Below are 22677 nucleotides of genomic sequence, written 5' to 3'. Positions count from 1 at the left end.
TTCCGCCGTTGTTGCCGCGGCCCCCACCGGACGCCCCGCCGATCACCACGACCCTGATGAACTTCGCGTCCGTGGGCTTGTACCACCAGTCCGTCGAACTGTAGGTGGCGAGTTGGGCCTGCATGTTCTCCAGGACGATCTGGTCAATCCTGTTGTCGAGTCGCGGGACGTTCGTCTGCAGGCCACGCTCGGTGCCGTACAGACGATCGGCGAGGTCGTCGAGATTGAATATGCCGCCGGTTGCGCCGTCCATCTGATCCAAGAGATCGTGGATGAACAGATTGATCCGGTCGACTACGAGCCCTGGCAGGTGTTGAGCGATCAGCGCCATCGGGTCCGTGTGACCGGAGGGGCGTTTGCGTGGGAGCTTTTCCACGTCACACCTCCTCGAGTAGCTCGGCGGGGATCTCGGGGCGCTGCGGTGGTGTCACATGCGGGATGTGCCGCTCCATCAACAGTTCGAGAGCAGTGGCGTACGACAGCAAGTCGCGGATGAGCCAGATCGCTCGACGGAACTTCCGCTGGTCCTCTGCGCGTCCTGCTTTGAGTTCGGCGACCTCGGCTTGGAGCCGCTTGATGACTGCCGCCTGCCGAGTCATCCATGCCGTCAACAGGCTTGTCGCCGCGATGCCCAACGCCTGGATCCGCTCAGGCGAGAACAACGCAAGCAGCCACTCCCCCATCAGCGGTCCCTCGGCGGGCTGACGAGCCGCTGGACGTACGCAAGAACGGCCATGAGGGCCGCGCCGCCGGCAGTGCCCGCGATGGCCTTCCATGCGCCGCCGGTGGTGAGGTCGAGAGTGCCGGTGCCGAGCAGTTCGGCGAGCGCGAGCAGCACCGCGACCAGCACGGTGGCGACCGCACCCTGGACGGTGGTGCGCCAGGCCCGATTCCGGGCGTCCACCTTGGCGGGTGCGGGCTCCTGCGCGACCAGCTCCGCCTCGACCGGCCGCGGCAGTTCAGCGAGGTATCCGTCGATCCGGCGGTGCGCTTCGTCGGTGACGATCTTCACGCCCGCATCGATCCGGGCGTCGACCTCGGCGGCGACCTTCTCGACGACCTGCCTGGTGATGATGTCGATGACGTTTCCGTCCGACATGGGTGCCTCCTACGAGGGGTAGCGCTCGGACCGATCGGCGCGCAGGATCCGCGCGTGCAACCGGCCCCAACGGGTGAAGGACAGGACGACGGCGGCCGCGATGGCGAGCCGCGTCACGAGACACCGAGCCGGCGCCAGGTGGCCGGGCCGACAACACCGTCGACGACCAGGCCTGCGCGTCGCTGAAATTCCCGCACAACGCTCTCGGTTGCGGGGCCGAAGTCACTGTCGACGACCAGCCGCGAATACAGCGGGTACGCGCGATTGAGCAGCGTCTGCAGGTAGCGCACGTGGTCGCCGGTGGAGCCGCGGGAGATCGTCGGCCGCGACGCTGTCGGCGCGGGCGCCGGTGCGGGCGCGGCCGGGCCCGGGGTGTAGATCCCGAGGTGCCCGCCGTTCAGCTTGGCAGCGAACACGGCAACACGGGGATCGCCCTCACGCCAGCCGATCTGGTAGTGCATCTCATCCGCACGGCCCCAGTCGGCACCCCAGAACACAGAGCCTTCGAACAGGCGCAGACCTTCGCGCACCTTCGCGATGCGAGCGGCCGGCATCGACCGCAGACCCCACGGGTACTTCGGGGCGTTGATGTCGACCGCAGTGCCGGACAGGTGGTTCGAGTTGCCCACTGCGTTCTCGTTGGACCAGCCCCACACCGGGGACGTCAGCGGTTCGACGTTGCGGTGGTACCAGATGATCCACGCGTTGAGGATCGTCGCGGCGTCACCGGCTCGGATCGGTGCGGTGTTGGTGTACGGCAGCGGGTTCGCCACGACGCACTCGTCGCGGTTGCACATCCGCCACCCGTTTTCACTGTGACTGTAGCCGTAGGCTTTTCGGAATGACATGGCGTCCTCCTAGACGCTGTTGGCGATACCGCGGGCGGTACCTGCGAAGTTCTGCAGATGCGCGATCACGCGTTCCCAGCCGTCCTTCAGTGCCTTGTCCTCGCCCAACGTGACGGTCTCGACCATCCGGCCGTCACCGCGGTCGGTGATCTTCACCGCCGAGATCCACTGCTCGATCTCGACGCCGCGATCCCACAGGGTCACGATGTCCCCGACCCGGTACCGGCGGCCGGTACCGTCGTCGACGCCCATGCAGTGGCCGCGGCCCGCAGCACCGGACGAGAGCTGGATCTTCACTGCGTCGGAGCCGGAGTGCTTCTTGAGCTCGGCCTGCCCGACCGCGAAGCTGTCGAGCGACCACGCGGCGGTGTTGTCGCCGAACACCTCACCGAACCCGTGCTCCCCGAGGTCGGCCTCGAGGTCCGGGTCCCAGAATTGCTGGTAGGCGAAGAACACGTTGTCGAAGAGGTCGCCGACAAGGATCGTGCCGAGGTTCAGGCCGGGGAACAGGGCATTGAGTATGAGCTGAAGTGCGAAGTTGGCGCCCCACTCGATGGCCTGGTTCATGATTTCCGGGGCCTTGCCACCGACCGCGACCTTGTGTGCGTCGGCGTGCTCGACGTCCCGCTCGTAGTACTCGACCTGCGTCGAGTCCAGCCGGAACTGGATCTTGCGCATATCCCGCTTGACATGGGTGTCGAAGACGTACCCGGAGCGGGTCATCTTTCCCCAGTCGTCCGGATTCGCCAACCCCAGAATGTTTCCGGGGTTGGTGAAGTTCAGGAAGTTGTCGGACGTGTAGTCGAACACCGACTGGAGCTGAGACAGGCTGGTCGTGTTGAAGACATGCGGCGATGGCCCGTCCAGCGGCGTCCACAGATGACACGACAGACCCATCTCCTGCGTCTCGACGGTCTGCTTGAACAGCTCGTCGAGTTGCGTGAACCGGGCTTGCAGGACACACAGGTCGTCGAGGGCGTCGGCGACGATGTCGAGCAGGTCATCGAGTGTGTCGATGTCGTCGAGATCCGGCAGCGTCGGCACGGTGTAGCGCAGCGGAAGTGCCGCGTACACGGGCTTCCGCAGCCGGGTCATGGTCTCGGCGAGGTACGCCTTGAACACGAAGTCCGGCGGCCCCCACTTCACGTTCTGCTTCCCGGTCAGCGAAAGCTGGAACTCTGGCGGCGTGATGTTGTTGACCCACGCCAGGCCCCGCAGGATCCACATCAGGTTGCTGATGCAGTAGAGGGTGATGACCTCACGCCCGGGCTTGCCCTTGATGTTCGCGCGCATGATCCGGCCATCCCACGGGATACCGTTCCGGTACGTGCGCACGTGGATGACGCGGCGCCGGCAGTTCACCAGGTACGCGGCCATCGGATGATCCGGCTTGATCTGGATCACCGCCGAAGTGGGCAGGTACCAGTGCCATTCGAATTCGGCGGTCATGTACCCACCGAGCGGCCGCCAGGACAAGGCGTCCGGCTGGCCGATCTCGATGTCGAATCCGGTGACGTCGTCGCGGGTGGGGCGGGGATAGCCGGGCGTGTACGCGGCCGTCACAGGGCCGCCCAGTGCAGCTGGGGCACGGTGATCTCCACCTTCGTTGCTGAGGTTGTGCCGGTGCCGGTGATGGCGATCGGCACGGTGAGTCGGCCGGCGGGGATCTGCTTGTACCAGCGGCGGCCGACCCACGACCGGTCGGCGCCGGTGCTGTCGTTGATCTGGAACCAGTCCGGGTCGGTCTCGATGTCGAGGTAGTCCCCGGCGGCGATCGTCGGCAGCGGCACGGTCTCCCCCATCCATCCGATCGTGGGGAGAGTGATCGGGCCGGTGATCCGCAGGTGCGGCCATGCCGGCTCGTCGGAGTTGGTGCGTACCGCGGCGGTCGCGAAGTCGGCCGGGGTGAAGGTCTTCACGACCGGTATTCGCCGCCACCACGATTCGTCCGAGCGCAGCATCACCGGGTCGGACAGCACGATCCCGGCATTGCGGAGCAGCGTGTAGTTCAGCGACCCGAGCTTCGACGCCAGGCGCACATCCTGGAAACGGCGTCCGGCCTCGTCGGTGATCGTCCAGAACCGGTGGATCTGCTTGCCGCGGCCCAGGGAATGCCGCCACTGCTGCGCCGTCCGTACCCGGGCCGCCGGGTCGCGTACGGCGATCTTCACGTCCAGGCCGATCAGGTTCGGCTCGTCCATGCGCGCCCGCCACGTGACGCCGGCCTGGTCGACGTTCTTCTGGTCGTCGAACGCGAACTCCGCGCCTTCGAGGCCGGTCGGATCGGTGCGCAACGAGAGCGGGCAGGTGGAGGACGTGAAGTCCCACACCTGCCCGTTTTCGCATTCGAGGACGTACCGCCTCGCCATCTACATCCCTGCCTTCATGATCGAGAGGTTGGCGGTCCCGGCTCCGCGGTCCACGTCGACCTGCACGTCCACGGGGTCCGGGTTGGCGGCAGCGGCCCGGATTTCCTCGAGCTTCTCGACGAGCATCTGGAAGCCCTTCTCCAGCGCCGGATGCGAGTTGGCGCCGGTGTCGAACTGTCCGGTGAAGCGGCCGTCTGCGTCGAACCCGGATGCGAGCGCGAACGCTCCGCCGATCCCGAGGGCTGCGAGGTTGTACATCGTGGCCCGGCGTTTGTTCGCGGACATGCCGGCCCAGCCGTCCGGGGTGAGTGGCACGTCGAACGATGCGGGGCTGCGGCCGCCGTATCCGCCGAAGCCGGTGAGGCCACCGTCGGCCATCGGCACCAGCTGGTAGCCGAAGCGGCGGGCGATCTCGCGGGTGATCGCGATCGAGCGGGGCCGTTTCGATGCCGCGCCGGGGATGTAGCCTTCCCACTCCGTTTCGGATTCCGCCCAGAGGATGCCGTTGCCGCGTCCCTGCTGAATCTGCGCACCGCGGTCGGCAATACCGCCGTTCTCGAACACCTTGAGCCCGGCGGTCAGAATCGGCTTGCGCTCGTCGGCGGACTTCTCCTCGGCCTTGCTATTGCCACCGAGAGTGTCGGGCCAGTTGGTGACGAACACCCGCTGCCCATCGGTGGACATGACTGCGCCCGAGTCGGTGACGCCGACGGTGCGACCTGACGTCGATGAGTCGCCACCGGTGATTCCGAGACGCTCGGCCGAGGGATCGTCGCCCATCGTCGCGCCGGGCCAGTGGTACACGTACGGGAAGTCCAGCGGAGAGTCCGCCGTGCCGCCGTACTGAATGCCGTTCGACCCGTCCGATTCGATGTTTGTCCCGTACAGGTAGCCGGTCATGTGTCCGTCCGGGCCTACGCCGCCGTTCGTGCCGATCGAGAAGCCGTCCGGGTCAAACCCGGGGACCCATCCCATCGACTCGAAATCGGAATCGGTGGTGAACCGCACCGACTGCCCGGTGCCCGCGTTGAACACGTCCGACAGGTGCCCGGAGCAGTCGTCGAGGGTGGCGTACCCGTACGGGCGGCCGGCCTTCGACTTCGCGCGTTCGATCGCCGCCTCGGCGTCAAATCCGGATGGCCCGACGATGCCGCCGTCGGCCATCTTCGGGAACAGCCTCTCGTTCAGCCGCAGGAGCAGATCCGTGATGGGGCTGTCCTCGTGGATGCCGTAGTTCGCGAGGGCGCCGTCGTAGTCGCCCTCGGCGATGGCCTTGCGCGCGCTGAGGATGACGTCGACGAGCGGGTGATCCTCCTGGATGCCGAGGAGCGAGGCGGTGCGACCTGAGTAGTCTCCGCCGAGCAGCGCCCGCCACCCGGTCGGATCGGACTGGGCGTCGAGAGACTTCGGGTCGCCCTTGAAGATCTTCCCGGCCTCGCTGCGCACGGTGCGGATGAGCCCGAATCCGAAGCGTTTGGCGACCTCCTGCAGGATGCGTTCGGAGCGTGGCCGCTTCGACAGAGCGCCAGGGATGTAGGCCTCCCACCCGGTCTCACCCTCCGCGTATCGGACCGGTCCGAATGGGGTGCGGGCGAGGATGCCGTTTCCCTGGCCGTTAGCGATGTGCGCGGTGTCGAGCATGCCATTGGCGCGCGTGCGGACACCGCCGTCGGCGTAGTGGACCCGCTGGTATTGCCCAGTCTCCGCCTGGCGCTGAGCGGCTGCGGCCGCCGATGACACGATCGCATCGTTCTGCGCCTGGAGGTTCTGGTAGTGCACACGCACTTGGACGTCAGCGAAGCGCTGCTGGGCAAGCCACTGCCGCATCGTCAGGTCGGCCTCGTCCGTCTCGGCAACTACCTCGACGGTCCCGTCGGGGAGTTCCTTGACCGTGATCCCGAGATGCTTCAGCTCGTCGATCGCGTCCTGGGTCAACGCTTCGGTGAGGATGACTTTCTCGTCGGGCGTTTCCTCGATCTTGCCCTGGAGGACATCGAGCGCTGAGTGCGCTTCGGGCATGCCCGGCTGCCGGATCTGCGTCTGAACGAGGTTCGGCACGAGCCCGTAGCTGTTGATCAGATCGAGGGCCTGCCGATTTGTCAGCCCCATCTGCATCGCTTGCTGGATCAGCTCGCCACGGTTTGCGGCGTATTGCCCGGTCAGCTCCTCGATCGTGGCACCCGCCTCGAGACCAGTACGGGTCTGCGCCTCGAACTGCTCCTTGAGGCCGGCCAACTGCTGATCGAGGCGAGCCTGCGTCGGAATCGATTTGTCGAGAGTCCCATTGAAGTTCTCGATCTTGACGGTCGATCCGTCTATGGCGATTCCGACTTCGGAGATCGCGTCGTTGACCTTCTGGATCTCGTCGTTGAATGCAGCCGACAGCTTGAGATCGCCAGCGAAATCGTTGAACCGGTCCTGGGCGGCGCCGACCGCGGGGATCAGGCGGTTCTCGATGCCGTCAGCCCCAGCGTTCATGCCGTTCTGGATCGCCACACCGCCATCGCGGGCCTTGTCGGCGAAGCTCTGCAGATCCTTCGCGACATCGCCGAAGTCGGGCATGCCGGGGATGAGGTCACCGAGCGGCCCGAGCAGGCCATCCAGTCCGGCAACGATCACGGAGAACGTGTCGAGCATGGACGCCGCCATGTCGGACCCAGACTTGGCGAATTCGCCGAATCCGCGCATGCCGTTCGCTACGAACTGCAGGATCGCTTCAGCTCCGTCGAACGCCTTGTTGCCGATGTCGATGAAGAACTGGATGACGCCTGCCCGGTTGTTGCTGATGGTGTCTGCGAACTTTTGGATGTGGGGCCCGAAGGCTTCAGCCAGAGCTGCTTTCAGTCCATCTGCCGCCATGCTGACAGCCCGGGTTGCGCCCTCGACAGAGGTTGCCGAGTTGCCGTTCATGACGTCGATGGCGCGTCTGGCGGCGCCTTCGTAGTCGTTCATCGACTGGACAGCGGTGGTCAGGTCCATGGCGTACATGGCCTGCCCGAGGTCCTCGGCCTTGGTGCCGAACAAGGCGACGGCGGCCGCGTTCCGTTCGACCGGATCCTCGATCTCGCGCAGCTTCGTGAGCACCAGTTCGAGACCGTCACGGGCAGACTCGCCGCCCTCCGCGATCTTCGCGGTCATCTCCTCCGCCGACAATCCAAGGAGTTCGTAGCCTTCAGCGCTGGCCTTCGATCCGTCCTGTGCGCGGATCGCGAACTCCTTCAGCGCGTCCGCCGCGGTGTCGGTGTCGCGGGCGCCGGCCTTCACGGCCTGGCCCATCAGGCCCATCGCTTCGGCGCCGGTGAGGCCGAGCTGCCGGAACTGGGTGCCGTACTCGTCGATCGTGTCGAGCCAGTCCTCGGACACGTTCAGGCCCATCTGAGAGCCCTTGACGATGAGGTCGAATGCGTCGTTGACGTCGGCGGCGAACCCGGTCTTGACGGCCTGCGCGGCCGAGCGGGACACCCGCGGGATCTCCTCGCCGATGATGCGGGAGACGCCGTCGAGAGAGCGGATCATCTGCTCCGCGTCGCGCTGCGTCGCACCCGGATCGAGCAGGCCGCTGCCGAGTGCAGCCTTCGCGGTGCCGAGGTTCGCCTCAAGCGACTCGCCGAACGTGTCCGCATACGCTTCGCCTGCGGCCTGGGCGAACTTGCGGGCCTGTGCCTCCGTCACGCCCGTCTGCGCCTGGAAAAGGTCCCGGTTCAGTTCGGCGGACATGCCGTCCTTGATCGCAGCGGCGAGCGCCGCGCCCGCAGTGAGGCCGATCGCGGCGACACCAAGGAGGGATGCCCCGATCGGGCCGGTCTTCGAGCCGAGATTGCCGACCGCGTCAGCGAACCCGGACAGGAAGTTCCCGCCGGACCGGCTGCCCGCCGGCCCTCCGCCCTGACTCGCCTGTTGGTACAGGTCCTCGAGTTCCTGCTGCGCGGCCTGCAGGTCCTGCTGTAGCCGGTTGCCGAGCTCGATGGTGTCGACCGCGCCTGCCGCCTGACGTGCGGCAGCCTGGATCTCCTCTATTTCCTGAGCGGCACGGCGGGCGTCGTTCAGCAGCTGGGTGTTCATGACGATGTCGTCGACGGACTGGTCGGCGCGCTGTGCGTTGCGCTCCAACTCCTGAATACGCTGCGCTGCGTCGCGAGCCTGCTGCTCGAGCCGGCGGTTGATCTCGACGGCCTGGGCGGCTTGGCCGGCGCGCTGCGCTGCCTGGCTGATTCGCTGGAAGCCGTTGGAGATCTGCTGGGTGGCTCGCTGGCTCTGCTGCTGAGCCCGCTCGGTGCCTTGGACGAAGCGGGAGTCGTCGAGGGTGAGGCGGGCGACGAGTTCGCCGACGTCGAGTGCCACGGGCTACTCCTTCTTGCGCAGTTGCTTTCTGGCCTCGAGCAGCTCGGCGTGCTGGCCGAGGATCTTCTCGAGGTCGGCTTGTCGGGGCAGATGCGACATGGCCCAGTGGATTTCGCCCCAGTCCGGGGAGAACCCGAACCACAAGATCGCGGTGCGGCCGGCGTGCAGGATCATCGGCCAGGGCAGGCCGTCGGCGACCATCTCGCCGAACGCAGTCCCGAGGGCGTCGATGGCCTGCTGGGTCTGTTCGACCGGGGGCATCCCGTCCTTCGTCACCATCTCCCGCATGGCCTTGGCCGTCTCGTAGTCGGGCGCTGGGACGGTGTAGCGCTTGCCTCGGATCGGCAGGTGTAGGTCAGGGTCGAAGCCGGTTTCGGTGAGGTCCTTGAGCGCCACTACACGCCTTTCGTCAGCGCCTTGTGCAGGCGGGAGGTTGGATCTGCGGCGAGGGCGGTGATGCGCAGGCGCAGCCATCGCCACGAGTGGGTGTGCAGGACACCGGATTCGAGGTCGATCCCGTTGTCTTGCAGGTCGAGTTCGATGTCGGTCCAGTGATGTAGGCAGTCGACGATTGTGCGTGCGACCTGGCCAGGTTTCGGCCGGTCAGGCTCGTCGTTGTACCACTCGCGCACCCCGGTTACGGGGTCGTACGGGCCGCCGCCAGGATCATCCGGTCCGTAGGTGCGGGGCGCTGAAGGATCGAGCGGAGCTTCTCCCCCATCCCTGCCTGCTTCGGGGATGGGGGTATCGGATTTCCCGGCACACCTGCGCTCTCCCAGTGGGCCTGACCGGCGGCTTCGGAGTGCCCGAACCACAGCATGGCGGTGCGGCCGGCGTGGGCGATGGTGGGCCAGCCGATTCCGTCGTCGACCATCTGCTGGTAGGTGTCGCCGAGGATCGCGAGGATCTCGGCGCGTTCCTGCGCGTCGTCCAGGCGTGGGCGGGTGGCGATGAGCTGGTGCGCGCGTAGCCCCTGCCAGGCAGTGCAGTGGATCGCGTAGTCGCGGCCGGCGATCGGCAGGTGCAGCGCGGGGTCCATGAAGGTGGCGAGGTCCTCCACCGGACTCCTTCCGTTGGGTGAAACACCCGCCGGGAGCAGCGCAGCTCTACTCCCAGCGGGTGGTCATGGGGCGGTCAGGCCGCGGCGACGGCGAATGCTCCGCCGGTCAGGCCGGAGCCGTCACCGGCCAGCACGCCGCCGGGGACGGTGACGGCGAACGGGCCACCCGCCGATCCGGTGACCGTGAAATCGCTGGCGACATAGCCGTCGTCGAGCGCAGCCAGCGCCGACTTGATCGCCGCGGACGTTGCATCGAACGCGATCGGCGCGGTGGTCTTGCTGTTCCACGTCAGGGTGAAGGTGCCCGCAGTGGCTCCGCCGATCGTGACGGTGAAGTTCTGGTCACCGGAGGGAACGAGCGGCTTGACGATGTCGCGGGGCTTGCCGCGGCCCGACAGCGTGAAGCTGAACTCCTGCAGCGCGTTCGGGTCGGACGCCGGCGAGTCGGTCCACTTCACCGTGGTCTCGGCTTCGTAGGCGTCGGGCAGCGCGTCGCGCCGGTAGATGCGGACCGTCACGACGTTGTCGTAGCCAGTCTTGCGGCCCTTCTGGCGCAGGAAGTTCTGGCCCGGGTCGTCGACGAATCCGGACGTGTTCTCGCCCTTGCGCTTGCCGCCACCTTCGATGCGGAACGCGAGGCCGGTGACGATCTGGGACGCGAAGCCCTCCGAGTCGATGTCGGAGTCGTCCTGCTCGGCGCCCTCGAAGATGGGGGCGACCGAGGAGAGGCCGCGGACACGCGTCCAAACATCGGGAGCGGTTTCGGCTTCGAGAATCCAGTCGCGTGCGAGGGTCGACGCGAGGGCCTGGGTGGGTGCAGTCATGGGGTCGTCCTCCTAGGACGGGTTGGCAGTGATGCGGTACGAATCAGGGCGGGTCCAACGCCCGTTCGCGTCGGGGTCGCGTGGTGCACGCACGACGCGGCGGCAGAGCAGGACCCGGACACTCCCCCACATCTGGTGGGAGGTGTCGTGGATCGCCCGGTAGATGGCGTCCATGAGCTGGTCGACGGCGCGAGGATCTCGGCCGGCGCGGCGTCCCCGGATCTGCAGGTAGTAGTCCGGGTTGTCGTCGTCGCTGGATCGGTCGTCGTTGTAGGTGTTGATGACGATGGCGTCGTTCGGGGTGTCTGGCATCGCGCCGAAGAACACCGCGGGGAGCGTGCCGGCGCCGTAGATGCCGTTGGGTTCGTATCGCACGAGCCCGAGGGCGGTGAGGCGCCTGGCGAGTGCCTCCTCGAGTTCGGTGGTGTCGGGCGCGCGGGCAGTCGTCAAAGTGCACTCCTGATCGATTGAGCGATGACTTGGCCAACGACTCCGCGCGTCGCGATCAGCGCGTTCTCGAGGAACTTCGCCTCGCCGTGCTCGTGATGGAATCCGACGCCCTCGTGTTGAGCGATGGCGTAGACGAGCGAGTAGAAGACGACCGCTTCGAGGTGCCCGGAGGCGATGGAGCAGTCGTTGCGCAGCTCGCCAGTTTCCTTCGGTGTGCGCTGAATCGACTCCTGCTTCACGACCTCGGCAGCATCCTCGAGTCCACGCTGGGCGGCTTCGAGGATGCGTGCCCGGGCCTGCGTGAAGTCAAGCGACACGGCGGCCCCCTACGTCAGGTCGACGCTGTAGAAGTTCGGGGTGCGGCCGGCGCCGTCGTGGTGCAGCTGCTCGGCCAACACCTCTGCGGTCCGGCCCCCGAACTCGGGCGGCAGGGTCACCAGCGACCCGGGTGGAATCAGCGGCGTGGTGGCAGGCATCGAGACGCGGGCCTCGGAGATGACCTCCGAACCGTCCGGTGCCAGCACCTTTTTCCGCTTCGCTGTGACCTTCCCGCGCACCTCCACCGGGGCGGCGTGTGCGGGACCGTACGGGCCGTCGCCGATCTTGCGTGCGACGAGCACAGGCCACGTCCACCACGACGCCAGCGGGTCGGTCACCACGAGTCCACCCACGACGAACCGAGCCCGGCCAGGCGGAGAATCCGCAGCGCCGACGAGGTGAGGCCCTCGACGCTGGCCGCCTTCTCCGCGGCGAGCTCTCCAGCGTTCGTGGAGACGGAGGCGCCGTCGATGCTCGAGGCGGTGACAACCTCGTCGAGCCCGGCAGTGCCTGCCGTCGGGTCGATGTTGTGCCGTGCCCAGTAGCCAGCCTGTTGGCAGGTCGCTTCGCGTACCGCGGTGCGCTTGCCCGTTTCGGATGGCAGGCCTGTCGCTGTCGTCGGGTAGACATCGGCGATGATCGCGGACGCGACGAGCGTTGATGCCTCGCGCAGGAGCGCCGCGGCGTTGTCGGGTGCTGGGTTGCCGGTCCAGGTTTCGAGGTCACCGGTGGTGGCGTAGACGGGTGCCATGGAGCCTCCTCGGGGGTTGGTGGTTGGTGCGCAGGTACGCCGCTGCAGGGGCCGAAAGGAACCCGGCGTGGAAGCCCCCAGTCGTCCTTCGCGCGCGGTGAGTGCCGAGAGTTGCCGGGGCACGCGGTTGACGCACCAACCACCAAGCTCAGTCAGACTGCGGTGACGGTGAGGCCGGTTCCGCCAGTCAGGGAAGCACCGCTACCCGAAAGTGCGCCCGGGACCGCGATCGTGTATTCGCCCGCCGATCCGGTGACGGTGATGTCGTCGGCGCCGAAACCGTCGTCGAGGCCAACCAGCGCGGTCTTGATGGTCGCTGCGGTCGCGTTGTAGTTCAGCGCACCGGTGGTGCGGCCGTTAAAAGTGAGTGTGAAGGTGCCACCGGTCGCGCCGCCGACGTCCACGGTGAACGCGTTGGTGCCCAGGACGATCTTCACTGCACGCTTGAGCGAGAACGTCGAATCCGGATCGGTGTAGTCGTCCGGGTCCTCCACGACACTGATGCCGAAGAACGTGTCGAAGATCGACCGGTTCACCAGGTGGCTCGAGTCGTAGTCCCGCAGCCAGCGCAGCGCGATACCGGCGTACGACCCGGATGCACTGTCGACGCCACCGAGCGGGGACGCCGGAACCCGGTACACCGTCTGGAATGCGGACCGATGGAACACGTACGACTCGTATGCACCGATGGAATGCGACACGATGACCGGCATTCCAGCGATGTTTCCGATGGTGGCGCTGCGCAGAGCGTTCGAGTCTCCGGACTGGTCGAACTTCCGGAACTGGTCGGACTTGAGGATCATTGCCTCGATACCGGTACCGACGAGGAACACGCGGCCCTGCTGCGGCACGTGGTAGTCGTTCAGGACCTTGCGCGCGTCGACCGCTCCGGCGTGGAAGTCCAGTCCGCTCGCCCCGTCCGTCGAGATGGAGATGTTCGACCCGGACGGGTATGTCGCACCCTTGATCTTCGCGGAGATCTTGTCCTCTATACGTTCGGCAACAGCTCGGGTCTGCGGGGTGACGACCTGCTCGGTGAAGTCGTAGATGTCGAGAGACAGTTCCTCGTCCGACAGTCCGATTGCGTTGTACGGGTGGGTGTCGAGCTTCACGTCGACCTTGAACTCGTTCAGATCCGAGTTCTCGATCGCCGCGGTGTGGTCACGCCACGCGTAGTCCTTGGCGACCGTGCGTCCGTTGATGCGGATGGACACGGTGTCGTTTGCGGGACTGCGGCCCGAGAAGTGCTGCGAGGCGCTGGACTCGACGATCCCAGGCAGGACGACATCGCGTTCGAGCACGACGAGCCCGGCCTGCACGATCTGCGCAGCCTTGAGAATGGTGTTGGTCACGGAATTTCTCCTGGATTAGTAGATGGTGACGCCGGACTTCCGGTTGCCGAGGCTCTCGGCGAACTTCTTCGGGTCGTCGAGCGGGCTTGCTGTGGACTTACTTCCGCCGACGCCGTTGCCGGATCGCCCGGCGGAGTTGGCGCTGGCGTTGGTCGCGGCGAGACGCTTGGCGAGGGCGTCGACCTTGTCGGCGGGGACGCCGGCCAACAGCTCGAGGTCCTTGTCGTCGGTGATGCCGTGCTTCCGCGCCGCTCGTTCGACGGCGAGCTCGGCTTCGAGCTTCTCGGCGCGGCTCTTCTCGGCGTCGCGTTCGGCCTCGGCGCGTTGCTGGTCGTCGAGCTTGGCGAGGCGGTCCTTCTCGGCTGCCGCCTTGTACTTGGCGACTTCCTGTTCCGCGGCCTTGCGGGCTGCCCGTTCGGCGTCGAGGGCCTTCTTGCCGCCTTCGCCGAGCTGCTCGTCGTCACCGCCGTCGGGCTTGCCGGTGTCGTCGGTGTTGGTTTTGCCGGCACCTGCATCCCCACCGGTGCCGTCGCCCTGGCCGGTCTGGCCGCCGTCGCCGTTGCTGTGTCCCTCGTCGTCGCGACGGGGGTGCATGCGGTTCGGCCAGCGGCCGGAGGTGGCGAACGGGTCGAGGCCGTATCCGGCGCCGACGATGAGGGCGAGTGTCGTGGTGGTGCGCATGGTGCTCCTTCGGGTGTGCAGCGTCGCGCTGCGGTGTTGCCCCAGGCACCGTCGCGGTGTCGGGGTGTCCGCCCAGGGGCGGAAGCGTGTGGGGGTCAGCGAGCTTGGTTGATCTGCTCGCGTCGCGGACGGCGGGTCAGGCCGTGCTCGTCGACGTGCTGGGCGATCGCCTCGCGTTGCGCCCGGAGCCGGGCTGCGGCCTCGCGCTTCGCCTGCGGGGTGACCGCGACAGCCTGCCGGCGGCGGGTGTCGCGGATGGCGCGTTCCATGGCCCGCTGCTTCTGGGTGGCCGCATAGCCTTCGGGGTCCGGCGTCGTCGTGAACGTGCGTGACGCGCCCGGCGCAAACCTGCTGAGCGCGTGCCCGCAGTTCGGATGCCGAAAGCCCTTCGAGATGGCCTCGCGCATCGTGGCCTTGATCCGCACCTGCACCGGACGTCCGGTCGTCGCCGACTTCAGCTCGACCGTGCCGGTGGCGCCGTCCAGGCTGAGCACCTGGCCTTCGTACGGCTGGCACTGCGGTGCCGGCTTCGAATGCGACGACACCACCATCAGCGTGTGGCCGTGTTCGAGGGCCCGGGCGATGTGGGATTCGCGCAGTTCCTCGTTCACCACTGTGCGGGACAGCATCTCGACGTACGAGGTCAGTGACCAGTTGCGGCCGCCGCGGTCTCGAAACCCGGTGATGCCTCGCTTGGTGAGGATGTCGAGGGCCTGCTGGGCTGCGTCCAACCGTGTGCCGGTGGCTCGTGGTGCGCCGAGGATGCCACCGGTGTGCGGGGTGAGCCTCGGGACCTCTTGGGATCGGATCTGTATCTGTGCGAGCACCTGTCCGTACAGGCGGTCCGCGTTGCCGGGGAGCTGCTGTGTGGCGTGGGCGAGGGTGGACCAGGCGGATTGGGTGGCTGCGACAGTGCGGGGAACCGGGACGCGGTCGCGACGCGGTGCGCGCCCGGGCACTGCCGCAGCCGTTCCCACGGCGGCTGCGCTTACCGCTGCGGGTGTTTGTGGGTCGGCGTCCTCGTCGGCTGCCTGCTCGCCGAGGTCGGCCGCGGCCTGCACGGCGTCCTGCAGGAGCTGGGGCATGGCCGCTTGGAGGTGCCGGGCGAGTGCTTCGGCGGCCTGCCGGAACTCGACCTGCCGTGTCGTCTGGACCTGTTGCCAGTCGTCGGTGTCGATGCCGTCGATGATGGCTTCGGCGAGGAGGCGGAGGAGGGCGAGTTCGGCGTCGGTGTAGAGGGCGATCAGGTGGGCGGGGATGTTGCGGGCGTCTTCGGGGTCGAGTGCCACCAGCTACACCTCCCGATGTTTACTTCGTCCTCGTAAATCGCACAGGCTGTGATATTCGGAGGCCGATCTAAACGTCGTCGCCCTCGTCGACGTCGACGCCGACGTCCTGGTCGCCGCTGACCTGACCGTCGGGGGCGGTGTCGGATCCGAAGAACGCCGGCATCTCCACCGTGTTCGCCGCATCGATCAACTCGACCTCTTCATCGATCTGCTCCTCGGTCCAGCCCGGGTGCAGGTAGCGAACCTTGGTGCGTGTCGAGGCAGCCTTCGCGGTCTCCCATGCCTGCACCGTCTGAGCGCGGGACAGGTCGGATTCCTGCGCGAACGGCGGCCAGTCCAGATCCAGCGGCTCGTGCAGCTCCACGCCGAGGTGCGGGAACTTCTTCTGGTCGATCCGCAGAGCAACCGTGGTCAAATGCTGGATGGCGACACCGAAGTAGCGGGCTTTCCCCTCGGTCGTGGTGACCGTGGATTCCTTCTTTCCGGCGGCCTCGGTCGCTGTCTGCGCTACCTCATCGGACATGCCGAACGACACCGGCGAATACCCGGTGCGGCGCAGCACCTCACGCAGCAGCATCTCCCCCACCTGGTCGTGCTCGAGCACCCGGATGGCGGGCTGATGGAACTGGAAGATGGACTCAGCGCCACCCTCTTTACCGATGCCGGTACCGACCTGCGTGAACAGTTCCTGATCCTCGGGCAGGAACATGCCCTGCCCGGCGCCGCGGTGCTGCAGTACCTCGGAGGAGGCGAACATGCGTGCCTGGGCGACGCGCACGTCCCGCATCAGTGAGCTGTAGGTGCGGTCGATCTGGTGATAGAGCGGCACGAGATCGACCGCACCGACGTCGGAGGCGCCGAGGTTCCGCAGCTGCGGATCCTCCGCCCACTCAGGGTTCGGAAGCTGATTCGGCACGTACTCGACGGCGAGCTCGTCCACGCCGAGGTCGACGATCGAGTATCCGTCCCCGGCGAGTTCCACACGGATGTCTGCGGTCGCGTCGTGCGCGCCCAGCTCCTGCAGCGTGCCGAGGTTGTGTTGGGTGCCCTTGTACAGCTCGTGCACGATCCGGCCGCGCTCGTACCGTTCGAGGTGCCTCCACACGTCCCGAGGGTCATCGGATTCGAGTTCGGTGAAGAACGTGACGGACTTGAGCCGGCCCCTGGACCATTCGGGGATCGCATGATCGGGGTCGACCCATTCGATCCACGTGCCTTGCTGCACCTGGTCGTCCCACACCACCCTGCCGAATACACCGGTGAGCGCCGACGAGGTTTCCCCCGCGGTGTACAGGCTGGAGTGGAATCGGGGGGTGTTGAACAGGTCGTCGACGCGGGCCTGCACCGTGTCGAGTTCGTCGTCGGCGGCGAGGATCACCGGCGGCTTCGAGAACAGTGATGTGGCCGAGAGTTGGGCGATGTCTTTGCCGATCGGGGCGTGGAGGCGTTTCCCGGATTGGCTGGGGTTGTGCTGGGTGCGGCCCCAGAATGCGTCCCACGCGTCTTGTGCGCGGCGTTTGAGGGTGGTGCCGGAGGGTGAGGTGCGGCCGCCGGCGCCGTAGAAGTCGTCGAGCTTGGTGGGGTCGCCTCCCCACCAGACGCGGCATTCGGCGACACGGGCGGTGACCTTGCCCAGTTCGGGCGGCGGCCAGGCCATGTTCGCGCGGATGCTGGTCATGCTGCGGTCTCCTCGGTGTCGAATCGGTGGTCGTCGGGTAGCGGCACGGCGTGGCGCCACTGGAACTGGGAGGTGGCGACCGCGTAGCGCAGTGCGTCGCAGAAGTCGTCGTTTTCCTTGACGGGCGCGTCCTCGCCACGCTCGACAGCCTTCGAATCCCACACGTAGCCGGGGATCTCGTTGAGCAGGTTCGTGCAGCTGCTGTGGATCATGAGCTGCTGCGTGGACAACAGTGACGCGACGACACCGATGCCCAGCTTGTGGCTGTTCGCGGCGTTCGCGACGTTGACGAACCCTTCGCGGTTCATCTGCAGCTTCAGCGCGGCCGCAGAGGGGTCCACGAAGTGGAAGTCGGGTGTGCCGTGCTCGTTCTCGAAGCGCCGTAGCAGTCGTGTGCGGTCGGCGGGTGTGCCGGCCGGTGGCGCGAACTCGGCCATGGCGTAGAGGCGGTTGTCTGCGCCGAGGCCGAGGAGGATGCCGGCAGCGGGGTGGTTGACGCCGTCGTCGATGCCGATCGCGAGGAGCTGCTGCATCATCGGGAGCTGGTCGACGACATGCACGGCCGGGTCGAACATCTCGTAGATGACACCGTCCGCCATCGTCCATTCGCCGTCGATGAAGCGGGCCTTCCATAGCCCCGTGTACTGCGCCTCGAGACCATGAATGTACGGGCGCTCGAGGTTGCGTGCGTTGTCCCGTAACCGGAAGTTGAACACCACGATGCTCAGCTCGGGATCGTGGGCCCGGTCCATGTAGTCGGTCTTGAGCCAGTGCTTCGGTGCATCCGGGTTCGTGGTGCACAGCAGCTGGCAGCGGAAGCCCTTCACGCGCAGGCGGGAGACCAGCATCGCGAAGAATTCCTTGGTGACCAGCGTGGCCTCGTCGAGGTAGGCCAGGGAGATGGTCATGCCTCGGATCGTGGCTTCGGCGCGCACGTCTGAGGATCCGAGGATGTGCACGGTGCGGCCGAGGATCGTCGCTGTGGGGGCGCCACGGTTGTAGTGCACGTGGTCGGCGAGGTCCCCGAAGATCTCCCGGTTCTGCAACTGGGTCATCAGGTTGCGGTACACGGTGTCTCGTGTCCGGCCGATCATCACGATCTCGCCGGTTTGCGGCGCGGTCGGGATGAGCATCATCCACTTGAACAGTGAGGTGATGGTCTTGCCGGCTGAGACTGCGCCGTTCCAGATGCAGATCTTTGCGGTGGCTCGACCGATCGACCATGCCTGTTTCGGGGTGAGACGGCCGAGTCGGGCGAGCTTGGTGGTCACTGTCCCTCTTCTTCGGCGTCGAGCTCCTCGTCTGTGGGTGTGGGTGGCTCGTCCGGGTTTTCGTCGGCCATGGCGGTGATCGCGGCGTGCACCTCGGCGAGAACGCTGACAACGCCTTCCGCGTCGGCGCCGGCGTTCATCTCGTGGAGCTTGTTCGCCGCGTTCAGCGCGGTGGCCGCGGTCTGCACGATTGCCTTCTGATCGCCGAATGTCGGCCGATCAAGCAGGTGCTCCTCGTATGTGTTGTCCTTGCCGCCGAAGCTGAACACCAGCGTGGGTTCCCACATCTGGTCCAGCACCTTGTTCGCCTCTGCGATCAACCGTTGCTCGAGCTCGACGCGGGCAGCCTTGGTGTCGATGACACGGGCTTCCGTGGCCTTCTTCGTCTTCGACCGGTCGAAACTCAGGTTCAGCCGATCCGCCCACCGAGACACCGTGCTCTGCGGCCGGCCCATCTCCTCTGCGATCGCCCGCAGCGACATCCCCTGATCATGCAGTTCGCGAAGGCGCCGGCTCTCCTCATCGGTCCACGCGGCCATGGGCCACTACGCGCGCGCATGGGAGGCAGGTGGAACGTTCCATCCTGTGGTTCATTCGGCCCTCCTCGGGGAAGTTGACGCCCACGCTCGTCCGGCGTGAATTCCGGGGCGTGGGCGGTCCATCCGAGCACTCGCGAGGGTGGTGCTTCGAGGATGGACGTCTGGAAACGACGAAGCGCGAGTGACCCTGCTGGTGGGGTCATCTCGCGCCTACGCGCTGAGCGTATCAAAGGGGTGGGGATAAGAGGTTCAGGCGCTCACCCGGTTTCGTGTCGCTGTGGCGAGGTGGGCGTCCATCACGTCGCCCAGTCGGTAGATCGGCACGCCCTCGGAGTTGAGGCGCACGGGGGTGATGCGGCCGGTCTTTCGGAGGCTCTTCACGCGCTCGCGATCGAGCCGGGCGTATTCGGGGCCGAGCTCCTTCGCGGCGATGGCGATTGCGGATGCGTTGAGCTGGGTGTCGCGGGCGACGGTGGTGGATCCGTAGCGCCATGTCTCGGGTTCGATCGGCAGGCGGGCGGCGCGTCGTGCTGCTCGGATGACGCGACGCAGTGACGTGGGTGCTTCGTCGGCGCCGGGGGTCATGGCGAGGGCGGTGATGTTCTTGCGGAGCCATTCGGCCATTCCGATGGGTGTGACGGGGCCGTCGTAGCGGAGGCCGCGGTGTTCGCATACGTGGTTGGCCCAGGTCCAGAGTTCGTTGTCGAGGTAGTAGGCGGCGTCTTGCGCTGCTGTGTCGTACGGGACGACGTCGGTGGGGCTGGCGCTGACGCGGGGTTCGTAGGAGATGCGTTGGCGGTAGCCGTCGCTGCAGATTCCTGCGAGTGACTCGGTGATCTCGGGGACTTGGCAGAGGAGTGCGAAGACTTTGTTTTCGCCTGGGGTGTCGAGGTAGCGGCCGGCCGCGTCGGGGGTGCTGGTCATGCGTCGGCTCGGCCCAGGATGTCGCGGAGTGCGTCGCGGACTTCGGGGGTGAGGTTCTTGGCGACGGTTTCGGCGACGGCGGGTGGGTAGTCGGTGCCGGAGGGTGCGTTGGCGGTCATTTTGAGTTCCATGACTTCGGCGCGGGCTTTCTCGGCGGCTTTGCTGGCGAATCGGGCGGCGTCGGCGGTGGCGGCGAGTTCGGCTTCGAGTGCGTCGATGCGGGCATTGGCCTGGTCGAGGTTGGTGTAGGCGGCGGGCATGCGCTGGGGCCTTTCTCGCGGTGGGTGGGGATGGTTCCGGCCCGCACCGTGTGGAAGTCGGTGCGGGCCGGGGTTCAGGTGGCGGCGAGGCTGAGTGCTGCGATGGCGATGATGAGCACCCAGGCGGTGAGGGCCGTTGGGAGGCGGGTCACGGTTCACCACCACGGCTGTTCGCGGCGTCGATGGGCGGTGTGGAGATCGGGCCCTGGTCGGTGGGGTGGAAGGCTCCGGCGATGAGTCCGCCGGCGAAGAGTGCGGCGAGGAGCAGGGACGCCCGGATCCGGGTCCTGGGCGCGGTCACTGGTCGCCGTCCAGGGCAGTGGCTGTGGACGGCTGTGGGGGCTTCATGTGGGCCCCCCCAGCCGCTCGGTCTCCTACGCTGTGTGCGCCAACATCATCAGCAGAAGGAGAAGTTTCATGGCGACACTTGTCTACAACGGGAAGCGCATCGGATTGGCTCCGCACGTGCTTGCGGAAGTTCATGCACTCGTATCGGTCGCGTTCCCTACCGGAAAGTGCTTCTCGATGGGCCTCGTCGGCACTGATGGCGACGGAGACGTGTTCCGAGACTTCTTGTGGATGCATCCGTCGATCCCGTTGGAGTTCATCTACGACGAGAGCGAGACGGCCAAGGTGAAGGAGAGTGTCATCGCCCTTCACCTGGAGGCGATCGAGAGTGTCGCTGTGGTGGTGATCGGTGATGCGAAGGGATGGCTCCCGTTCGCATTCGAGCGGATGCCTGCAGGCGTCGACGCGCAGTAGTCGCGTGAGCTCTTCGCGCACGATGGCGCGGATGTCGTCGTGCGCGAGGGGTGCGGGGGTGTTGCGGCCGATGGTGATGGTCAGCCTCATGCCTGCGCTCCGTCCAGCTCGAGATCGGGCCACGTGATTCGCGAGGACCGCTGGATGACGCATTCGGCGCCGTAGCGACGCAACAGATCTGCGCGCTTCTTCGCGGTCGACCGGGACCGGTATTCCTTGTTGGTGGTCGGCCACACGAACTCGGTGGTGCCGAGAATCTCGACGTAGTTGCCTTCGGGCTTCCACCCGGCCGGCGCCCATCCGGGCACGGGTCCGCCGACGAGGGTTCCGTCAGGGAGCTCCTGCTCCCAGTGAGAGCCTTCGGGCATCTTCGTGACGACGACGCGGTACAGGTAGTCGCTCATGCTGCATCACCGCTGTTGATGTCGCGCGGCAGCTCGAGGGTGCCGTTCGCTTCGACGTACGCGGTGATCCACTTCCACGCGACGTCTTGGCCCTTCGGCAGCAGTCGCGTGGTCACGAACGTCCGGCCGGTCGCCTCGTCGGTGTACTTCGAGTTCTCGGCCCATCCCTGACGGATCGCCTTCGCGGTGGCCTGACCGGCGTCGGAGCGGTCGCCTCGGACTGTGACGCCCTTGTGCGCGAGGAAGTCCATGATGTGCCGCTGGCGAATCCAGATGCCGTGGATCTTCTTGCCCCAGGTCTGCACTTCGCGGGCGAAGTCCTGGCGGTTGATCGACGTCGTCGACGCCGAGTGCGCCTCGGCCTTGGCGACCATCGGGGCGTCATGCTCAACCTTCGCTTCGAGCTGGCGACGCCTGGACGCCTCGAGTTCAGCGCGGTCGTACTCGTCAGCAGCCATACGTAGCGCTTCGCTCATGCTCTGAGGGAGAGCGAACGGCGCCGGCGCGATCTCGGCGACGCGAGTCTGGATGGCGAAGTACGCCTGCGCCGCGGCGACCTCAGGCTTGTTCGGGTCGCCATTCATCGCAACGAGGTACGCAGCAAAGCGGGAGAGCTCGAAGTCCTCCTGCTCGGAACCTCCACCCTGCGGGCGGACGACCACTTTGCGGGATCCCGCAAAGTGGCTGGACACGTCGTGCCCCTGGTTCTCCGCGGCCTTCATCGCCCGCTCGATCGGAACCAGGAAGTTCCGCCACGCGGAGTAGCCCATCACGGGCGCGAGGTCGCGGGCGGACCAGAATTCCGTGCCGTCGGGCCGGGTCTGACGGATGCGATCGAATGGTGACGCGGATTCGCGTCCGGTAACGTTTGCGAGTGACATCGAGCGGTCTCCTCGGTGTTCGTGCCCCGCGGTGTTGACGCACCGGCGGGGCTTTTTCATGGTCAGGGATTCACATTACGCGAGCGACTAACGGATTGCATGTCATCAGTCACTCCTATGCGCGTGTCTTCTCGGCCTTCGCTTGCTGGTACAGGTCCTTGAGGCTCGGACGCCGTTCCGGGGCCTGAGCGTGGCTGCAGACGGCCGTATCGACGTAACCGTCCTCGTCGCACAGGGAGCACTCCGCGATCGCTCTGGCGCGCTCCTGAGCCGCAGCACGGAGTTGCCCTGAGCGCGCCTCGGCGGCCACACGCTTTCGCTCGTCCTCCCAGGCGCGGTGCCGGCGGCGGGCCTCGCCGCAGGCGAAGCACGGCCGCTCGGTGCCGTCCGGATGGTCGATGCAACTCGGGGAGGGTGGTTCGTCTTCGCGCGCGCTGTCTCCTTCCGTACTTACGTAACCACTCTTTCTTTCTGGAGTAGGAGCAGGAGCAGGAGTATGGCCGGGGTTGGGCGTGGGGTTAACCCCATCCCTTGGGTTTTCGTTAGCCGGGGGGTTGGGCGTGGGGTTAACCGAAG

At 66.6% G+C, this 22677-nt stretch carries 27 protein-coding genes; 1 reads left to right on the top strand and 26 read right to left on the bottom strand.

Annotated features, from left to right (window positions below; translation table 11 throughout):
* The 24 genes from M1M07_RS29040 to M1M07_RS28925 form a co-directional block, all read right to left on the bottom strand.
* A partial coding sequence (locus M1M07_RS29040; protein WP_248676379.1) for a hypothetical protein occupies window positions 1-331 on the bottom strand: 331 nt, incomplete at its 3' end.
* Between the two features lie 46 nt (window positions 332-377).
* Window positions 378-683, bottom strand: coding sequence for a hypothetical protein (locus M1M07_RS29035; protein WP_248676378.1), 306 nt, complete (start codon window positions 681-683; stop codon window positions 378-380).
* Window positions 683-1099 carry a hypothetical protein gene (locus M1M07_RS29030; RefSeq protein WP_248676377.1) on the bottom strand — a complete coding sequence of 139 codons (417 nt, stop codon included), beginning with the start codon at window positions 1097-1099 and terminating at the stop codon, window positions 683-685. Before M1M07_RS29030 ends, M1M07_RS29035 begins: the two co-directional genes overlap by 1 nt.
* Window positions 1100-1212: 113 nt before the next feature.
* Window positions 1213-1947, bottom strand: coding sequence for a peptidoglycan-binding protein (locus M1M07_RS29025; RefSeq protein ID WP_248676376.1), 735 nt, complete (start codon window positions 1945-1947; stop codon window positions 1213-1215).
* A gap of 9 nt (window positions 1948-1956) precedes the next feature.
* Window positions 1957-3510, bottom strand: coding sequence for a hypothetical protein (locus tag M1M07_RS29020; protein WP_248676375.1), 1554 nt, complete (start codon window positions 3508-3510; stop codon window positions 1957-1959).
* A complete protein-coding gene (locus M1M07_RS29015) occupies window positions 3507-4316 on the bottom strand; it encodes a hypothetical protein (protein ID WP_248676374.1) in 810 nt (269 codons plus the stop codon). The genes M1M07_RS29020 and M1M07_RS29015 overlap by 4 nt, the downstream gene beginning before the upstream one ends.
* Window positions 4317-8657: a phage tail tape measure protein gene (locus M1M07_RS29010; RefSeq protein ID WP_248676373.1), complete on the bottom strand. Its 4341-nt coding sequence runs from the start codon at window positions 8655-8657 to the stop codon at window positions 4317-4319.
* Window positions 8658-8660: 3 nt separating this feature from the next.
* Window positions 8661-9053, bottom strand: coding sequence for a hypothetical protein (locus M1M07_RS29005; protein WP_248676372.1), 393 nt, complete (start codon window positions 9051-9053; stop codon window positions 8661-8663).
* On the bottom strand, window positions 9053-9289 hold the full coding sequence (locus M1M07_RS29000; protein WP_197251795.1) for a hypothetical protein: 237 nt from the start codon (window positions 9287-9289) through the stop codon (window positions 9053-9055). Before M1M07_RS29000 ends, M1M07_RS29005 begins: the two co-directional genes overlap by 1 nt.
* Window positions 9290-9294: 5 nt before the next feature.
* On the bottom strand, window positions 9295-9717 hold the full coding sequence (locus M1M07_RS28995; RefSeq protein ID WP_197251794.1) for a hypothetical protein: 423 nt from the start codon (window positions 9715-9717) through the stop codon (window positions 9295-9297).
* Window positions 9718-9791: 74 nt separating this feature from the next.
* Window positions 9792-10541, bottom strand: coding sequence for a phage tail tube protein (locus tag M1M07_RS28990; protein WP_248676371.1), 750 nt, complete (start codon window positions 10539-10541; stop codon window positions 9792-9794).
* A 12-nt stretch (window positions 10542-10553) separates the two neighbouring features.
* On the bottom strand, window positions 10554-10991 hold the full coding sequence (locus M1M07_RS28985) for a minor capsid protein (RefSeq protein WP_248676370.1): 438 nt from the start codon (window positions 10989-10991) through the stop codon (window positions 10554-10556).
* Complete coding sequence (locus M1M07_RS28980; protein ID WP_248676369.1) at window positions 10988-11308, bottom strand: minor capsid protein; 321 nt, start codon at window positions 11306-11308, stop codon at window positions 10988-10990. The genes M1M07_RS28985 and M1M07_RS28980 overlap by 4 nt, the downstream gene beginning before the upstream one ends.
* 9 nt (window positions 11309-11317) lie before the next feature.
* A complete protein-coding gene (locus M1M07_RS28975; protein WP_248676368.1) occupies window positions 11318-11647 on the bottom strand; it encodes a hypothetical protein in 330 nt (109 codons plus the stop codon).
* Entirely contained in the window at window positions 11644-12060 is a 417-nt protein-coding gene (locus M1M07_RS28970; protein WP_248676367.1) for a hypothetical protein, read from the bottom strand. Before M1M07_RS28970 ends, M1M07_RS28975 begins: the two co-directional genes overlap by 4 nt.
* Before the next feature lie 152 nt (window positions 12061-12212).
* A complete protein-coding gene (locus M1M07_RS28965) occupies window positions 12213-13412 on the bottom strand; it encodes a P22 phage major capsid protein family protein (protein ID WP_197251788.1) in 1200 nt (399 codons plus the stop codon).
* 15 nt (window positions 13413-13427) lie between these two features.
* Window positions 13428-14093: a hypothetical protein gene (locus tag M1M07_RS28960; protein WP_197251787.1), complete on the bottom strand. Its 666-nt coding sequence runs from the start codon at window positions 14091-14093 to the stop codon at window positions 13428-13430.
* Between the two features lie 95 nt (window positions 14094-14188).
* Window positions 14189-15382, bottom strand: a complete 1194-nt coding sequence (locus M1M07_RS28955; RefSeq protein ID WP_248676366.1) for a phage minor capsid protein — start codon at window positions 15380-15382, stop codon at window positions 14189-14191.
* Window positions 15383-15449: 67 nt separating this feature from the next.
* Window positions 15450-17060 (bottom strand): phage portal protein, encoded by a 1611-nt coding sequence (locus M1M07_RS28950; RefSeq protein ID WP_248676365.1) that lies wholly within the window; start codon window positions 17058-17060, stop codon window positions 15450-15452.
* A complete protein-coding gene (locus M1M07_RS28945; RefSeq protein ID WP_248676364.1) occupies window positions 17057-18331 on the bottom strand; it encodes a phage terminase large subunit in 1275 nt (424 codons plus the stop codon). The genes M1M07_RS28950 and M1M07_RS28945 overlap by 4 nt, the downstream gene beginning before the upstream one ends.
* Window positions 18328-18870 (bottom strand): helix-turn-helix domain-containing protein, encoded by a 543-nt coding sequence (locus M1M07_RS28940; protein WP_282582431.1) that lies wholly within the window; start codon window positions 18868-18870, stop codon window positions 18328-18330. The genes M1M07_RS28945 and M1M07_RS28940 overlap by 4 nt, the downstream gene beginning before the upstream one ends.
* 249 nt (window positions 18871-19119) lie before the next feature.
* Window positions 19120-19794, bottom strand: coding sequence for a hypothetical protein (locus M1M07_RS28935; protein ID WP_248676362.1), 675 nt, complete (start codon window positions 19792-19794; stop codon window positions 19120-19122).
* Entirely contained in the window at window positions 19791-20054 is a 264-nt protein-coding gene (locus M1M07_RS28930; RefSeq protein WP_248676361.1) for a hypothetical protein, read from the bottom strand. The genes M1M07_RS28935 and M1M07_RS28930 overlap by 4 nt, the downstream gene beginning before the upstream one ends.
* 148 nt (window positions 20055-20202) lie before the next feature.
* Entirely contained in the window at window positions 20203-20355 is a 153-nt protein-coding gene (locus tag M1M07_RS28925; RefSeq protein WP_197251781.1) for a hypothetical protein, read from the bottom strand.
* A gap of 116 nt (window positions 20356-20471) precedes the next feature.
* On the opposite strand from M1M07_RS28925, the gene M1M07_RS28920 reads away from it, so the two are divergent.
* On the top strand, window positions 20472-20816 hold the full coding sequence (locus M1M07_RS28920) for a hypothetical protein (protein ID WP_248676360.1): 345 nt from the start codon (window positions 20472-20474) through the stop codon (window positions 20814-20816).
* A gap of 86 nt (window positions 20817-20902) precedes the next feature.
* Here the strand turns inward: M1M07_RS28920 and M1M07_RS28915 are convergent, their stop codons facing one another.
* Both M1M07_RS28915 and M1M07_RS28910 read right to left on the bottom strand, forming a co-directional pair.
* Window positions 20903-21220 carry a hypothetical protein gene (locus M1M07_RS28915; protein WP_248676359.1) on the bottom strand — a complete coding sequence of 106 codons (318 nt, stop codon included), beginning with the start codon at window positions 21218-21220 and terminating at the stop codon, window positions 20903-20905.
* A complete protein-coding gene (locus tag M1M07_RS28910) occupies window positions 21217-22101 on the bottom strand; it encodes a phage antirepressor KilAC domain-containing protein (RefSeq protein WP_248676358.1) in 885 nt (294 codons plus the stop codon). The genes M1M07_RS28915 and M1M07_RS28910 overlap by 4 nt, the downstream gene beginning before the upstream one ends.
* Between the last annotated feature and the right edge of the window lie 576 nt (window positions 22102-22677).

Source organism: Rhodococcus sp. HM1, assembly GCF_023218075.1.
Lineage (GTDB): Bacteria > Actinomycetota > Actinomycetes > Mycobacteriales > Mycobacteriaceae > Rhodococcus.
The sequence above is the reverse complement of the archived record's forward strand: the minus strand, read 5'-3'. Positions and strand labels throughout refer to the sequence as shown.

Bases quoted from the DNA above. Each gene is read 5' to 3' on its own strand.
- M1M07_RS29035 (WP_248676378.1), bottom strand. From the start codon at position 683: ATGGGGGAGTGGCTGCTTGCGTTGTTCTCGCCTGAGCGGATCCAGGCG.
- M1M07_RS29030 (WP_248676377.1), bottom strand. From the start codon at position 1,099: ATGTCGGACGGAAACGTCATCGACATCATCACCAGGCAGGTCGTCGAG.
- M1M07_RS29025 (WP_248676376.1), bottom strand. From the start codon at position 1,947: ATGTCATTCCGAAAAGCCTACGGCTACAGTCACAGTGAAAACGGGTGG.
- M1M07_RS29015 (WP_248676374.1), bottom strand. From the start codon at position 4,316: ATGGCGAGGCGGTACGTCCTCGAATGCGAAAACGGGCAGGTGTGGGAC.
- M1M07_RS28990 (WP_248676371.1), bottom strand. From the start codon at position 10,541: ATGACTGCACCCACCCAGGCCCTCGCGTCGACCCTCGCACGCGACTGG.
- M1M07_RS28970 (WP_248676367.1), bottom strand. From the start codon at position 12,060: ATGGCACCCGTCTACGCCACCACCGGTGACCTCGAAACCTGGACCGGC.
- M1M07_RS28960 (WP_197251787.1), bottom strand. From the start codon at position 14,093: ATGCGCACCACCACGACACTCGCCCTCATCGTCGGCGCCGGATACGGC.
- M1M07_RS28950 (WP_248676365.1), bottom strand. From the start codon at position 17,060: ATGACCAGCATCCGCGCGAACATGGCCTGGCCGCCGCCCGAACTGGGC.
- M1M07_RS28940 (WP_282582431.1), bottom strand. From the start codon at position 18,870: ATGGCCGCGTGGACCGATGAGGAGAGCCGGCGCCTTCGCGAACTGCAT.
- M1M07_RS28935 (WP_248676362.1), bottom strand. From the start codon at position 19,794: ATGACCAGCACCCCCGACGCGGCCGGCCGCTACCTCGACACCCCAGGC.
- M1M07_RS28930 (WP_248676361.1), bottom strand. From the start codon at position 20,054: ATGCCCGCCGCCTACACCAACCTCGACCAGGCCAATGCCCGCATCGAC.
- M1M07_RS28920 (WP_248676360.1), top strand. From the start codon at position 20,472: ATGGCGACACTTGTCTACAACGGGAAGCGCATCGGATTGGCTCCGCAC.
- M1M07_RS28915 (WP_248676359.1), bottom strand. From the start codon at position 21,220: ATGAGCGACTACCTGTACCGCGTCGTCGTCACGAAGATGCCCGAAGGC.
- M1M07_RS28910 (WP_248676358.1), bottom strand. From the start codon at position 22,101: ATGTCACTCGCAAACGTTACCGGACGCGAATCCGCGTCACCATTCGAT.